This window comes from Pseudomonas sp. B21-031 (assembly GCF_024748985.1).
Lineage (GTDB): Bacteria > Pseudomonadota > Gammaproteobacteria > Pseudomonadales > Pseudomonadaceae > Aquipseudomonas > Aquipseudomonas kermanshahensis.
This window is the reverse complement of sequence record NZ_CP087181.1, coordinates 896,899-912,405: the sequence shown is the minus strand read 5'-3', so window position 1 is coordinate 912,405 and position 15,507 is coordinate 896,899. Positions and strand designations below refer to the sequence as shown.

At 64.7% G+C, this 15,507-nt stretch carries 12 protein-coding genes; all 12 read left to right on the top strand.

The window, feature by feature from the left end; genetic code table 11:
• Positions 1-26 precede the first annotated feature (26 nt).
• Entirely contained in the window at positions 27-1,463 is a 1,437-nt protein-coding gene (locus LOY53_RS04185) for a TolC family outer membrane protein (RefSeq protein ID WP_252826715.1), read from the top strand.
• Complete coding sequence (locus LOY53_RS04180; RefSeq protein WP_252826714.1) at positions 1,460-3,622, top strand: type I secretion system permease/ATPase; 2,163 nt, start codon at positions 1,460-1,462, stop codon at positions 3,620-3,622. The genes LOY53_RS04185 and LOY53_RS04180 overlap by 4 nt, the downstream gene beginning before the upstream one ends.
• Entirely contained in the window at positions 3,619-4,803 is a 1,185-nt protein-coding gene (locus LOY53_RS04175; protein WP_027595497.1) for an HlyD family type I secretion periplasmic adaptor subunit, read from the top strand. Before LOY53_RS04180 ends, LOY53_RS04175 begins: the two co-directional genes overlap by 4 nt.
• A 193-nt stretch (positions 4,804-4,996) precedes the next feature.
• Positions 4,997-5,896 (top strand): chemotaxis protein, encoded by a 900-nt coding sequence (locus LOY53_RS04170; RefSeq protein ID WP_258703632.1) that lies wholly within the window; start codon positions 4,997-4,999, stop codon positions 5,894-5,896.
• Positions 5,897-5,984: 88 nt separating this feature from the next.
• Complete coding sequence (locus LOY53_RS04165) at positions 5,985-6,296, top strand: hypothetical protein (protein WP_027595495.1); 312 nt, start codon at positions 5,985-5,987, stop codon at positions 6,294-6,296.
• Entirely contained in the window at positions 6,293-7,027 is a 735-nt protein-coding gene (locus LOY53_RS04160) for a YkgJ family cysteine cluster protein (protein WP_027595494.1), read from the top strand. The genes LOY53_RS04165 and LOY53_RS04160 overlap by 4 nt, the downstream gene beginning before the upstream one ends.
• Before the next feature lie 262 nt (positions 7,028-7,289).
• Positions 7,290-8,453, top strand: a complete 1,164-nt coding sequence (locus tag LOY53_RS04155) for an efflux RND transporter periplasmic adaptor subunit (protein ID WP_258703631.1) — start codon at positions 7,290-7,292, stop codon at positions 8,451-8,453.
• Positions 8,450-11,542: a multidrug efflux RND transporter permease subunit gene (locus LOY53_RS04150; protein ID WP_258703630.1), complete on the top strand. Its 3,093-nt coding sequence runs from the start codon at positions 8,450-8,452 to the stop codon at positions 11,540-11,542. Before LOY53_RS04155 ends, LOY53_RS04150 begins: the two co-directional genes overlap by 4 nt.
• Positions 11,543-11,551: 9 nt before the next feature.
• Positions 11,552-12,226, top strand: coding sequence for a heavy metal response regulator transcription factor (locus tag LOY53_RS04145; RefSeq protein ID WP_252826710.1), 675 nt, complete (start codon positions 11,552-11,554; stop codon positions 12,224-12,226).
• Positions 12,201-13,613 (top strand): heavy metal sensor histidine kinase, encoded by a 1,413-nt coding sequence (locus LOY53_RS04140; protein WP_258703629.1) that lies wholly within the window; start codon positions 12,201-12,203, stop codon positions 13,611-13,613. The genes LOY53_RS04145 and LOY53_RS04140 overlap by 26 nt, the downstream gene beginning before the upstream one ends.
• Before the next feature lie 130 nt (positions 13,614-13,743).
• A complete protein-coding gene (locus LOY53_RS04135) occupies positions 13,744-13,968 on the top strand; it encodes a hypothetical protein (RefSeq protein ID WP_027595489.1) in 225 nt (74 codons plus the stop codon).
• A gap of 204 nt (positions 13,969-14,172) precedes the next feature.
• On the top strand, positions 14,173-15,507 hold the full coding sequence (locus LOY53_RS04130; RefSeq protein ID WP_027595488.1) for an OprD family porin: 1,335 nt from the start codon (positions 14,173-14,175) through the stop codon (positions 15,505-15,507).

Genomic DNA, 15,507 nt, shown 5'->3' with positions numbered 1-15,507 from the left:
AGGACGAACAGCAGTAAGGGAACTATGTGAAGCGAAGCAGTCCGCTGTCACCGCTGTTGCTGGGGGCCTTCGGGCTCCTGGCCCTGAACTTCAACACGGCTGCCCAGGCAGCCGACGACATCGACCCACAACTGCGCCAGATCGGGCCTTCACTGCTACGTGATGCGCCCGACGCGGTGCCCGCCCGCCCACCTATCGGCATGGCCCCCGTCAGCAATGGCGACCGCCTCGGGCTGACCGAAGCGGTGCTGCAAGCCGCGCAGTGGCACCCCAGCATCGCCGAGGCCATCGGCAACCTTTACAAACAAGGCGAAGGCATCAACGTTGCCCGCGCCGGTTACTACCCGCAAATTTCCGGCGGTATCCGCACGGGCTATGACACTGGCTACGGCGGCGACCGCAACAGCCAGGCGCTCAACCTGTCGCTCAAGCAGATGCTCTACGACTTCGGCAAGGTCGACAGCGCCGTCAGCGCTGCCCAGGCCGCCGCCGCCCGCGCCCAGGCCAATATCCTTCTGGTGGTCGACGAACTGGCCCGCGACACCGCCTATGCCTGGGTCGAGACCCGCCGCTACGAGCAACTGATCACGATTGCCCGCGACCAGATCCGCGGGGTCGGCGACATCGCCGGTATGGCCCGTCAACGCAGCGACATGGGCGCCAGCACCCGCTCCGACGTGGTCCAGGCCGAATCCCGGGTCGAGAGCGCCCGCGCCACACTGGAGGAATACCAGTCTCAGTACGAACGCTGGCGCTCGACCCTGGCGGCATTGCTCGGCCGGGTCACCCCGCCCATGCTCGCCGAAGAATCGCCCCCCGAGCTGAACCAGGCCTGCACGCGCCCAGGGCAAGGTGATGATCGCCTGCCCGCCGTATTGATGGCCTTGGCCCAGCGCGCCCAAGGCCAGGCCGAACTGGCCCAGGCCAAGGCCGAGGCCTACCCGACCCTGTCGCTGCAGCCGCAGGTCAACCACTACCTGGACAACGACTACAACCGCGACAACTCACGCATGGACCGCACCCAGGCGGGCATCTACCTGAACGTTGAGGTGCCCATCTACCAAGGCGGTGCCATCAGCGCCCGCACTCGCGCTGCGGGCCATTCGCTGACAGCCGCCGACTCGGCCGAAGATGCTGCACGCCTGCAGGCACGCCGTGGCCTGGCCGAGGCCATGGCGCAGACCTCGGGGCTGGGCCGTCGGCTGAGTTCGCTCGAAGCCCGCCAGGTCAGTATTCAGGAGGCGCGCATGCTTTATGGCCGGCAGTACCTGGACCTGGGCACCCGGCCCCTGCTCGACCTGCTCAACGCCGAGCAGGAAATCTACCAGTCTCGTTTCGAACTCGCCGGCACCCGCTCCGACTTGCTGCGCCTGGATGTCGACTGCCTTTACAACACCGGCGCCCTGCGCACGGCCTTTGGCCTAGAGGGGCGTAACCTGCAAGGTGTGGAGATCCAGCCATGAACGAAACCGTCAATGTGACCCTGCCGACACAGGCCCCGGAGCAAACGGCCAACGCTCGCCCCGACCTGGGGCCTTGGCTTGAGGTCATGCTTCAGGTCGCGCACCACTATCGCCTGGACGTCTCGCCCCAGCGCATTCGCCTGGCGGCCGTCGAAGATGCCCGCCCGCTGGATGAGATTCTCCGCCACATGGCACGCCAGGCCGGCCTGGCGCTGCGCTTCGTGCGCTTCGATGCCAAAGGCCTGCGGCAGTGGCGCACGCCGCTGGTGCTGGAGCTGGACGATGGCCAGCTGGCAGTGGTCGAATCGGTGACCGAAGAAGACGACCTGGCGGTGGTCTTCGCGGGCGACCAGGGCCTGACTTCGCGCCTGCCCCGCGACACGCTCAAGGGGCGCATCACCCGGGTCGCCCTGCTGCGCCCGGCGCGGCCGTTGCGTGATGTGCGCACCGACGACTACACCGCCCCCTACGACCGCCACTGGTTCGCGCGTATCGTCCTGCGCGACCTGCGGCCCTATGGGCAGGTGATGGTCGCCTCGCTGGTGGCCAACGTGTTGGCCCTGGCCGGGGTGCTGTTTTCCATGCAGGTCTACGACCGGGTGATCCCCGCCGAATCCCTGCCGACGCTGTACGTGCTGTTTGGTGGCGTGGTGCTGGCGTTGGTGTTCGACTTCAGCATGCGCCTGCTGCGTCTGAAGGTCACCGACCTGCTGGGCAAACGCGCCGACTTGCGCGTCTCTGACCTGGTCTATGGCCATGCGCTGCGCTTGCGCAACTCGGTACGGCCCAAGTCCACCGGCTCGTTCATCTCGCAGTTGCGCGAGCTGGAGTCGATCCGTGACCTGATCACCTCGAGCACCGCCACCGCCCTGGCCGACCTGCCGTTCTTCCTGCTGTTCCTGTTCGTGTTCTGGCTGATCGGCGGCGTGCTGGTGTTCATCCCCTTGGTGGCGTTGCTGGCCATGGTGCTGCCCGGGCTGCTGGCGCAACGGCGCCTGGCACGCCTGGCCAATGCCTCGATGCGTGAGTCGGCGCTGCGTAACGCCATGCTGGTGGAAAGCATCCAGGGCCTGGACGAGATCAAGGCGCTGCAAGCCGAAGCCCGTTTCGAGCGGCAATGGAACCAGTACAACGCCGCCTGCGCCCACACCAACCTGCGCCTGCGCACCTTGACCAATGGCTTGGTGACCTGGACGCAGAACGTGCAGGGCGCGGTGTTCGCCGTGGTCATCGTCATCGGCGCACCGATGGTGATCGCCGGCGACCTCACCACCGGTAGCCTGGTGGCGGCATCGATGCTGTCGTCGCGCATGATGGCGCCGCTGGCACAGCTGACCCATGTACTGACCCGCTGGCAACAGGCCAAGGTGGCCCTGCAGGGCTTGGACAAGTTGATGCAGTCACCGGTCGACCACCCTGAAAACGAAGCCCGCGTGCACCTGCCAGCCATCCGCGGCGAGTACCAGCTACGCCAGGCCAACTTCCGCTACAGCGCGGAGGCGCCTCCCGTCCTCACCATCGGCCAGCTGGACATCCAGCCAGGTGAACGCATCGCCGTGCTCGGCCGCAACGGTGCCGGTAAATCCACCTTGCTGCAGGCTCTGGGCGGCGCCATGGACCTGGTCCAGGGCGAAATCAACCTGGACGGCATCGCCCTGGCCCATCTCGACCCCGCTGACCTGCGCCGCGATGTCGGCTTGCTGCCCCAATACTCGCGGCTGTTCCACGGCACCCTGCGGGAAAACCTCACCCTGGGTGCCGGCCAGGCCAGTGACCAGGAGTTGGTCGCGGCGCTGGCCGCCACTGGGGCCCTGGAGTTCGTCCGCAGGCTACCCAAAGGTATGGACCACCTGATTCTGGAAGGCGGTGTCGGCTTGTCCGGCGGCCAACGCCAGGCCTTGGTGCTGTCACGCCTGTTGGTGCGCCAGCCGCAGGTGCTGTTGCTGGACGAGCCGACCGCGTCCCTCGACGACATGACCGAACGCAAGTTGCTGGATAACCTCGACCGCTTCTGCCAGGGCCGCACCCTGGTAATCGCCACCCACCGCCTGAGCGTGCTGCAGCGGGTCGACCGGATCATCGTGCTGGATGGCGGCCGCATCGTCATCGACGACAGCCGCGATGCCGCGCTGGCCAAACTGCAAGGAGCCCAGGCATGAGCAACCATGAACTCCCGGCGTCCTACCTGGACGGGCAGGACGACCAGGCGGTATTCCGCGCCGGCCGTATCATCACAATCTGTGCGCTGATGCTGGCAGCGTTTCTGGCCTGGGCGGCCTGGTTCGAGGTGACCGAGGTCTCCACCGGTACCGGCAAGGTGATCCCCAGTTCGCGCGAGCAGGTGATCCAGTCATTCGAGGGTGGCATCGTCGCCCAGATGAGCGTGGCCGAAGGTGACCTGGTCGACCGCGGGCAGGTGCTGGCCCAGCTCGACCCGACCAAGACCGCCTCCAGTGTGGGCGAGAGTGAAGCCAAGTACCGCGCGGCCAAGGCCAGCCAGGCGCGCTTGCGTGCAGAGGTCACCGGCAAGCCGCTGGTGTTCCCCGACAGCCTGCGCGACTCCCCCGACCTGGTCGACGCCGAAACCGCGCTGTACCAGACCCGCCGCCGCGGCCTGGAACAGACCCTGGCCGGTATCGACGATTCGCTGCAACTGGTGCGCAGCGAACTCAAGATCACCGAGAACCTGGCGAAGATGGGCGCTTCAAGCCGGGTCGAGGTGATTCGCCTGAACCGACAGCGTTCGGAACTCGAGCTCAAGGCCAACGAAGCGCGCTCCGATTACCTGGTACGGGCCCGCGAAGAGCTGGCCAAGGCCAGCGCCGAGGCCGACAGCCTGTCCGAAGTGATCCGCGGGCGTAGCGACTCGCTGACCCGCCTGACCCTGCGCTCGCCGGTGCGCGGTATCGTCAAGGACATCGAGGTCAATACCTTGGGGGGTGTGGTCCAGCCCGGTGGGCAAGTGATGAAGATCGTGCCGATGGATGAACGCCTGCTGATCGAAACCCGCATCGCGCCCCGAGACATCGCCTTCATCCACCCCGACCAGGCCGCCAAGGTGAAGATCAGTGCCTATGACTACTCGGTGTATGGCGGGCTGGAGGGCAAGGTGGTCGGCATCTCGCCGGATACCCTGCAGGACGAGGTGAAGCCGGAGATCTACTACTACCGGGTGTTCATCCGCACCGAGCAGGACAGCCTGCAGAACAAGGCCGGCAAACACTTTGCGATCGTGCCCGGGATGATCGCCACGGTGGATATCCGCACGGGTGAAAAGACCATCCTGGATTACCTGATCAAACCGTTGAACCGGGCGAGGGAAGCCCTGCGCGAACGCTGATGACCCGGTTATCCAATGCCCTGTAGGAGCAGCCTTGTGCTGCGAAGAGGCCGGTGAATACCCAGCAGTTATGCGTTGCTGTCACCGGCCTCTTCGCAGCACAAGGCTGCTCCTACACGGATTCGGCTGACAGGCTAAAGAGCCGGCTCGGCGGGCCGATATCCTTCTATCCTCTATTCCCACGAAGGTCACCATGGCCACGCAAAAAGCCCGCGCGGATTCGCTGTCGCTGCTGCTGTTCACCCTGCGCAGCGGCAAGCTGATGGCAATCAACCTGCTCAAGGTCAGCGAGATCATCCCCTGCCCTTCACTGACCAAGCTGCCCGAATCGCACCCCCACGTGAAAGGCGTGGCGACCTTGCGCGGCAATTCGCTGTCGGTCATCGACCTGTCCCGTGCCATCGGTGAGCGCCCGTTGGCGGACCCTGAAGGTGGCTGCCTGATAGTCACCGAAATCAGCCGCTCGCGCCAAGGCCTGCATGTGCAGGCCGTGAGCCGCATCGTTCACTGCCTGAGCACCGACATCAAACCGCCACCCTTTGGCTCGGGCAACCGCTCGTTCATCACCGGCGTGACCCGGGTCGACAACGCGCTGGTGCAGGTGCTGGATATCGAGAAGGTCATTCACGCCATCGCCCCACCCGCCGCCGAGCCACAGCACGGTGCTCTGAGCGAAGAAGACGCAAGCCTGCTGGCCGCCGCCAACATCCTGGTGGTGGACGACAGCCAAGTGGCCTTGCAGCAGTCGGTGCACACCCTGCGCAACCTCGGCATCGAATGCCACACCGCGCGCAGCGCCAAGGATGCGATCAACGTGTTGCTGGAAATGCAGGGCACCGAGCAGGCGATCAACATCATCGTCTCCGACATCGAGATGTCCGAGATGGACGGCTACGCCTTCACCCGCACGCTGCGCGAGACGCCGGACTTCCAGCACCTGTATGTGTTGCTGCACACCTCGCTCGACAGTGCCATGAGCAGCGAAAAAGCCAGGCTCGCGGGGGCCAATGCCATCCTCACCAAGTTCTCCTCGCCCGAGCTGACCGATTGCCTGGTGGTGGCGGCGCGGACGGTGGTGTTTGCCGAGCATTGATACATCAAGCGACAAACTCCCCGGCTTGCCGTCGGGGGTGAGTCGGGCATAATTCGCTCCCCTCGGAAGATTTTTGCCGGAATCGCGTATGAAGTTTTTCAGCTCCCTCCTTGTCGCCTGCGCGCTCTTCAGCGGTGTCGCCCAGGCCTCCAGCAGCCAGGCCTGGAACGAGCAGCGCCAGCAGATGCTCAAGGCGTGCCTTGCCGCCAGCCAGTTCAAGGACGCTCACGCGCGTGGCAAGCCCGCCGAATTCGACGACCAGGTCGGCATGAGCGCCCTGCTGATCGAAGGCGTCTACCCGCAAAAACACATGCAGCAGCGCACCGGCACCGAACTGTGCCTGTACGACCGCCAGCACCAGCGCGCGTTCGTCAGCGAATGGAGCCCGGAAGCCAAGTGACCGACAGCGTGCAATTCGCCTGCACCGGCTGCGGCAAGTGCTGCACTGGCCACCATGTGCCCTTGACCCTCGACGAAGCCCGCCAGTGGGCGGCCTCCGCTGGCCAGGTGGTGGTGCTGATCGAGGCGTTCGTGGTCGACGGCCCAGGCATGCCGGTCGAGCAGCGCGAGCATGTGCTGCGCCGCTCCCACCCGGTGGCCTGCGGCGACACTGAAGCCCGCGTTTCGGTAACGTTCGCGGCGTTCAACCCGGGGCGCTGCCGCAACCTCGACGATAACGACCTGTGCACCATCTATGACCAGCGCCCGCTGGTCTGCCGTATCTACCCGGTCGAGATCAACCCGCATATCCCGCTGCGCCCAGAGAACAAGGACTGCCCGCCCGAGGCTTGGCAACAGGGCCCTGAGCTGATTCACGGCACGCAACTGGCCGACCCGCAGCTGGCGGCGCTGGTGCAGGCATCGCGCCAGGCAGACCGAGATGACATCGCGGCGAAGGTTGCCGTGTGCCAGGCGTTGGGCATGACCACGAGTGCGCTGAAAGGTAACGGGTTTACCGCATATCTGCCGGAGATGGGCGCGTTTGCCGCAGCGCTGGCGCAGGTGCCGGCGGACAACGGTGCGCGGTGGACGCTGCATGTGCAGGATGACGAACTGACAGCCAGTTTGCAGGGCCATGGCTTGCAGACCACCTGCGAAGCACCGGTTTATTACGCCTTTATTGGTTTTTAGGTAGCCTGAGACAACCCTCGGGGCCGCTTCGCAGCCCATCGCAGGCAAGCCAGCTCCTACAGGTACTGCGCCGCCCTGGAGATTTACGCTGTACCTGTAGGAGCTGGCTTGCCTGCGATGGGCCGCAAAGCGGCCCCATTGGCCTTGAATACTGAAACTGTCAGCGCTGTCAGCCAGGCGTCATGCTGCCGACCCGGTCCGGGGGCTATAAGCTTGAATACAGACAACCGTCCCCACCCTTCTGGCCAAGGTGCCCGCGCCGATGCGACGTCCTTCCCGTTCTGTCATCCTCGCCGCCTTGGCGCTGCTAATCCTGGTAGCGCTGGGTGTCTGGTTCGGCCAGCGTCAGGAGGCCCCCGCCCCCCGCGCGCAGGCCGCAGTGCCGGTGCGCGTGGTCAGCGTCAGCCAGCAGGATGTGCCGCGCTATGCCAGCGCGATCGGCTCGGTGCTGTCGCTGCACAGCGTCGAAATCCGCGCACAGGTAGAAGGGGTGCTGACTCAGGTATTGGTCAAGGAAGGCCAGTGGGTAAAGGAAGGTGACCTGCTCGCAACCCTCGACGACCGTGCCATCCGCGCCAGCCTCGACCAGGCCCGCGCGCAGCTCGGCCAGAGCCAGGCGCAGATCCAGGTAGCCGGTGTCGACCTCAAGCGCTACCGCCTGCTGAGCACCGATGACGGGGTGTCAAAGCAGACCCTCGACCAGCAACAAGCGCTGGTCAACCAGCTGCAGGCCACAGTCAAGGGCAACCAGGCGGCCATCGCCAATGCCGAGGTGCAACTGTCCTATACCCAAATCCGCTCACCGGTGACCGGCCGGGTCGGCATCCGCAACGTCGACCCCGGCAACCTGGTGCGCAGCAGCGACACCCAGGGCCTGTTCAGCGTGACTCAGATCGACCCGATCGCCGTCGAGTTCGCCCTGCCGCAACAGATGCTGCCTACCCTGCAAAGCTTGCTAAAGGCGCCCGCCCCGGCGCTGGTGCAGGCCTACATGGACGCCGACGGCGAACGCAGCCTGCTGGGTGAAGGCCACCTGGCGCTGATCGACAACCAGATCTCGGCGACCACCGGCACGGTGCGGGTCAAAGCCGAGTTCGACAACAAGGACGGGCGCCTGTGGCCCGGCCAACTGGTCACCATTCGCTTGCGCACGGCCATGCAGGAAGATGCCCTGGTCGTGCCGCCGCCGGTGGTGCAGCGCGGTATCGACGGCCATTTCGTCTACCGCCTGGACGGGGACAAGGTCACCAGCGTGCCGGTCAAGGTGCTGTATCAGGACAGCGGGCTGAACATCATCGCCGGGGTCAAGGCGGGTGATCAGCTGGTGCTCGACGGCCAGTCGCGGCTCAAGCCGGGCTCGCGGGTCGAGATCACCACCGATGCGCCCGCACCCTCGGAAATGGCCGACCGCCGGAGCCAGCCATGAATGCCCGCAACGGGGTTTCGGCCTGGTGCATCGACCACCCGATCGCCACCCTGCTGCTGACCTTCGCCCTGGTCCTGCTGGGCGCCATCGCCTTCCCTCGGCTGCCGGTGGCACCGCTGCCAGAGGCCGACTTCCCGACCATCCAGGTCACCGCTCAACTGCCTGGGGCCAGCCCGGAAACCATGGCCTCGTCGGTCGCCACGCCGCTTGAAGTGCAGTTCAGCGCCATCCCCGGCATGACCCAAATGACCAGCAGCAGCGCGCTGGGGTCGACCACGCTGATCCTGCAGTTCACCCTCGACAAGAACATCGACACCGCAGCCCAGGAAGTGCAGGCCGCCATCAACACCGCCACCGCACGGCTGCCACAAGACCTGCCCAACCCGCCGACCTGGCGCAAGGTCAACCCGGCCGACAGCCCGGTGCTGGTGATGACCGTCAGCTCGAATCAAATGCCCGGCAATGACCTGAGCGACTACGCCGAAACCCTGCTGGCCCGGCAACTGAGCCAAATCGATGGGGTCGGCCTGATCAACATCACCGGGCAACTGCGCCCGGCCATCCGCGTGCAAGCGCAACCGGAGAAGCTGGCCGCCATCGGCCTGACCCTCGCCGACCTGCGCCAGGCCATCCAGCAAACCAGCCTCAACCTGGCCAAAGGCGCGCTGTACGGCGAGCACAGCGTGTCGACCATCGCCGCCAACGACCAGCTGTTCCACCCCGAAGACTATGCCCAATTGATCGTCTCGTACCGCGACGGTGCGCCGGTGCACCTGCAGGACGTGGCCAAGGTCATCAACGGCGCCGAAAACGCCTACGTCAAGGCTTGGTCCGGTGACCAGCCGGGGTTGAACCTGGTGATCTTCCGCCAGCCCGGCGCGAACATCGTCGACACCGTCGACCGGGTGCTGGCCGCGCTGCCCAAGCTGCAGGAAATGCTTCCGGCGTCGATCGAGGTGTCGGTGTTGCAGGACCGTACCCAAACCATCCGCGCCTCGCTGCACGAGGTGGAGCTGACCTTGATGATCGCCGTGGCCCTGGTGATCGGGGTGATGGCGCTGTTCCTGCGCCAGTGGTCGGCGACCCTGGTGGTGTCCAGCGTGCTCGACGTGTCGCTGATTGCCAGTTGCGCCTTGATGTACGTACTCGGTTTCAGCCTGAACAACCTGACCCTGGTGGCCATCGTCATTTCGGTGGGGTTCGTGGTCGACGATGCCATCGTCGTGGTGGAAAACATCCATCGCCACCTGGAGGCGGGTGACGACAGCCGCACGGCCGCGCTCAAGGGGGCAGGCGAAATCGGCTTTACCGTGGTCTCGATCAGTTTCTCGCTGATCGCCGCCTTCATCCCACTGTTGTTCATGGGCGGGGTGGTTGGGCGGCTGTTCAAGGAGTTCGCCCTGACCGCCACGGCCACCATTCTGATTTCGGTGGTGGTTTCGCTGACCCTGGCACCCACCCTGTGTGCGCTGTTCATGCGCCGTCCGACCGGCGCGCAGCACGGCGGCTTCGGTGAACGCCTGGTCAAGTGGTACGAAAAAGGCCTGAACCGCGCCCTGGCCCACCAGCGCCTGACCCTCGGTGTGTTCGGCGTGACCCTGGCCCTGGCGGTGGTGGGTTATGTGGCCATCCCCAAGGGCTTCTTCCCGTTGCAGGACACCGGTTTCATCCTCGGCACCAGCGAAGCGGCAGCGGACGTGTCGTACCCGGCCATGATCGAGAAGCACCAGGCCCTGGCCAAGATCATCGAGGCCGACCCGGCCGTGCGGGCGTTCTCGCATTCCGTCGGCGTCACCGGCAGCAACCAGACCATCGCCAACGGCCGCTTCTGGATCGCCCTCAAGCCCCGCGGCGAACGCGATGTATCGGCCAGCGAGCTGATCGACCGGCTGCGGCCCAAACTCGCCCAGGTGCCGGGCATTGTGCTGTACATGCGCGCCGGCCAGGACATCAACCTCAGCTCCGGCCCATCACGCACCCAGTACCAGTACGTGCTCAAGAGCAACGACGGCGTGGCGCTGAACCTGTGGACCCAGCGCCTGACCGACCGCCTGCGCGAAAACCCGGCGTTGCGTGACCTGTCCAACGACCTGCAACTGGGGGCCAGCGTCACCCGCATCGACATCGATCGCCAGGCCGCCGCACGCTTCGGCCTGACCACCACCGACGTCGACCAGGCGCTGTACGACGCCTTCGGCCAGCGGCAGATCAGCGAGTTCCAGACCGAGACCAACCAGTACAAGGTCATCCTCGAACTGGACGCCCGCCAGCGCGGCAAGGCCGAGAGCCTCAACTACTTCTACCTGCGCTCGCCCCTGAGCAACGAGATGGTGCCGTTGTCGGCGGTGGCCCACGTCGCGCCGCCGAGCACCGGGCCGTTGTCGATCAGCCATGATGGCCTGTTCCCGGCCGCCAACCTGTCGTTCAACCTTGCCCCGGGGGTGGCCCTGGGCGATGCGGTAAGCATCCTTGAGCGCACCCAGCGCGAACTGGGCATGCCCGACTCCATCAGCGGCAACTTCCAGGGTGCGGCGCAGGCCTTCCAGAGTTCGCTGTCGAGCCAGCCGTGGCTGATCCTGGCTGCGCTGGTGGCGGTGTACATCATTCTGGGGGTGCTCTACGAGAGCTTCGTCCACCCACTGACGATCATCTCCACCCTGCCCTCTGCGGGCCTGGGCGCGCTGATTCTGCTCTGGGCCATGGGCCAGGACTTCAGCATCATGGGGCTGATCGGCGTGGTGCTGCTGATCGGCATCGTCAAGAAAAACGGCATCCTGCTGATCGACTTTGCCCTCGAGGCCCAGCGCCACCACGGCCTCACACCCGAGCAGGCAATCCACCAGGCCTGCCTGACGCGCTTCCGGCCGATCATCATGACCACCCTCGCCGCCCTGCTCGGCGCAGTGCCGCTGATGTTCGGTTTTGGCACCGGCGCCGAGCTGCGCCAGCCACTGGGCATCGCGGTGGTAGGTGGGTTGTTGGTGAGCCAGGCCCTGACGCTGTTCACCACCCCGGTCATATACTTGGCCCTGGAGCGCCTGTTCCACCGCCGCCGGGCCGCCCATGCGGCCGCGCCAAGTGCCAGTTGAGACAAGACCATGCGTGTGCTGATCATCGAAGACGAAGAAAAAACCGCCGACTACCTGCACCGCGGGTTGAGCGAGCAAGGCTTTACCGTGGACCTGGCGCGTGACGGTATCGATGGCCTGCACATGGCCCTGGAAGGCGACTACGCCGTGATCGTGCTCGATGTGATGCTGCCCGGCCTGGACGGCTATGGCGTGCTGCGCGCCTTGCGCGCGCGCAAGCAGACGCCGGTGATCATGCTGACCGCCCGCGAGCGGGTCGAAGACCGCATCCATGGCCTGCGCGAAGGCGCCGACGATTACCTGGGCAAGCCTTTTTCGTTCCTCGAGCTGGTCGCTCGCCTGCAGGCCCTGACCCGTCGCAGCAGCAGCCATGAACCGCTGCAGATCCAGGTCGCCGACCTGTGGATCGACCTGATGGCGCGCAAGGCCAGCCGCGCCGGCCAGCGCCTGGACCTGACCGCCAAGGAATTCTCGCTGCTCAGCGTGCTGGCCCGCCGCCAAGGCGAAATCCTGTCCAAGACCGCCATCGCCGAGCTGGTCTGGGACATCAACTTCGACAGTGATGCGAATGTCGTCGAGGTGGCGATCAAGCGCCTGCGCGCCAAGCTCGATGGGCCTTTCGACAACAAGCTGCTGCACACCATCCGAGGCATGGGCTATGTCCTGGAAAACCGTGCGAGCTAATTCCATCGCCCTGCGCCTATCGGCGCTGTTCATCCTGGTGGCGGTGGGGGTGTTTCTGCTGATCGGGTCGGCGTTGTATCGCCAGGTTGACCACAGCCTCGACCTGCTGCCGGCCGCCGAGCTGGATGCACGGTTCAGCGTGCTCGAGTCCACCCTCAACCGCTTCGGCACCGCCGAGCACTGGGCCAAGGTCAGCAACAAGCTCAACTTGCTCAGCGAGGAGGACAAGCGCATCCGCTTCTGGGTGGTCAGCAGCGATCCGGCATACGACTATGGCCACCCCAGCGAACGGGTCCGCGCGTTTGCCGAAGGCCCGCCAGGCATGCGCGACCTGCGCCTGCCAGACCAGCCCTACCCCTACAAGGTGCTGGTCAGCGAGTTGCCGGCCCTGGCCGACCGCCCGCCGCTACGTTTTCTGATCGGCATCGACACCGAGACCTTCTGGCAGGCGCAACACAGCCTGCTGGTGGCCATCGTCGGCCTGGCGGTGTTCGGTGTGCTGCTGGCGTCGGTGCTCGGCTATTGGGTGGCCCGCATCGGCCTGCGCCCATTGCTGGCGTTGTCCAACGAAGCCCAGGCGCTGGCCCCACCGCGCCTGGACGGGCGCCTGCAGACTCACGATCTGGCCCCGGAACTGGCGCAATTCGCCGGGGCCTTCAACGCCGCGCTCGACCGGGTCAGCCAGGCCTACTCGCGCCTGGAGGCGTTCAACGCCGACGTGGCCCACGAACTGCGCTCGCCGCTGACCAACCTGATCGGCCAGACCCAAGTGGCCCTGACCCGCGGTCGCAGTGCCGAGCACTACTTCGAAGTGCTGCAATCCAACCTTGAAGAACTGGAGCGCCTGCGCAGCATCATCAACGACATGCTATTCCTGGCCAGCGCCGACCAGGGCAGCAAGGCCACCGCACTGACCCAGGCGTCGCTGGCTGAGGAAGTGGCGACCACGCTGGACTACCTGGACTACATCCTCGAAGACGCGCAGGTCCGCGTGGAGGTCAGTGGCGATGCTCAGGCACCCATCGAAAAAGCCCAACTGCGCCGCGCGCTGATCAACCTGCTGAACAACGCGGTGCAGCACACCGCGCCCGACCAAGTGATCGAGGTGCGAATCGAAAACGGGCCGGAACAGGTCACCATCGCCGTGAGCAACCCGGGGCCTGCAATCGATGACGCGCACCTGCCGCTGCTGTTCGAGCGCTTCTATCGGGTGGATGCCGCGCGCAGTAACAGTGGTGGCGGCAACCACGGTTTGGGGCTCGCGATCGTCAAAGCGATCGCCCTGATGCATGGGGGCGAGGTTTTTGTGCACAGCGAGGCCGGCGCCAACACCTTTGGCATTCGCCTGCCAAGCGCTCAACGACGCGGGTTTCCAGCAAAAGCCTGAGTGTTCGCTGCACGATCGTTACCTTTTGCGCAACAGTGCTTATCGTACTTCGCTCTGTTTCCAAGGCCATTGAGGGACTAACTTTAGCCCTGTCCTCATTAGCACTTGCATCGCAAGAAGGTAGTTTCAAATGTCCAACAGTATGGGTATTGCCAGCGTCTTCGTCCTGTCTTCCCTGTTGTTGTCGCCCCTGGCCATGGCCGAAGAATCCCCCGCTTTCGTCGCCCGTAATGCCGAGCTCGCCGCGGTCCATCAAGAAGCCCGCGAAGCCGTAGCCGCACAGCAGACCGATGCCGTAAAAGACGCAAACCAGACAGCTTCCAAAGTTTCCAGCGACGTTAATGCCGATAGCTGATCGACCGCTGTACCTGCTCCCGATTTCCCTTGGCTACGCCATGGGCACCGCTGGTGCCGATATGTTAGCCTTTTAAAGCCGCTGCCAATCAGCGGCTTTTTTTATGTGCTTTAACTATCAGCCCCGCTGTAACGTCCCTAATAAAAAAGTTGCACATTCAAAAATAAAAACTGCCCCACCGTCAGACCAAAGGAGCTAGTACCGGTGCCTTCCGCGTTTCGTTTTACCCCGCTGTTCATTGCATTGACTGCAACGATTCCCACCGCCGCCCAGGCAGATGAAGACAAGGCTGATGGCTTCATCGAAGGTTCTTCGTTCAACCTGCATTTTCGTAATGCCTATTTCAACCGCGACAACCACAACGCCGGCGTGCGCGACACCCGCGAGTGGGGCCAGGGCGCGGTTGCACGCTTCGAGTCCGGCTATACCCCGGGCGTGATCGGCGTTGGCGTGGACGCCCATGCCATGCTGGGCCTCAAGCTCGACGGCGGTGGCGGCCATGCCGGCACCAGCATTCTGCCGACGCATGTGAAGGACGACGGCGAACTGGGCGCGGCCCCGCATTCGTTCTCTACCGCAGGCGCAGCGCTCAAGCTCAAAGCGTTTGACACTGAACTCAAAGCCGGTGACCTGTTCCTCACCAACCCAGTGATCGCTGGCGGCGAAACCCGCATGCTGCCGCAGACCTTCCGCGGTGTAAGCCTGACCAACACCAGCGTCGACGGCCTGCTGCTCGAAGGCGGCCAAGTCAGCTTCACCAAGCCGTACAACCAGAGCGGCCACCGCCGCATCGACACCTACTATGGGTCGCTGGACGAACACGACAAGAGCAAGCACCTGAACTGGGCGGGCGCTTCGTGGAGCGGCACGGAAAACATCACCGCCAACCTTTACGCCGCCGAGCTGAAGGACATCTGGAACCAGTACTACGCTGATTTTGACTACACCTACGTGGTCAACGACCTGGTCAGCCTCAACCCGGGCGTGCACTTCTATCACACCCAGGACACCGGCCAGGCCCTGCTGGGCAAGATCGACAACAACACCTACAGCGTGCATTTCACCGTCAACGCCGGCTTCCACAGCGTCACGGCCGCCTACCAGCGGGTCAATGGCGATACGCCGTTCGACTACATCAACCTGGGCGACAGCGTGTACCTCGACAACTCGCGCATGTACTCGGACTTCAACGCCCCCAACGAGCGTTCGTGGAAGCTGCAGTACGGCTATGACTTCGCCGGCCTGGGCGTCCCCGGCCTGAGCACGACGCTGTCGTATTCGCGTGGCGAGGCAGACCTGACCAAGGCTGACCAAGGCAACACGCACTACGACTACTACCGCGCCGATGGCAAGAATGCCATGCACTGGGAGCGTGACCTGGACGTGAAATACGTATTCCAGGAAGGCGACTTCAAGGACCTTTCGGTGCTGGTGCGTTATGCCGCACACCGTGGCAGTCAGGGTTATGCATCGATCGACAGCAGCAGTGACAACGATGAACTGCGCGTGATCGTTGATTATCCGCTGAACGTGTTCTGA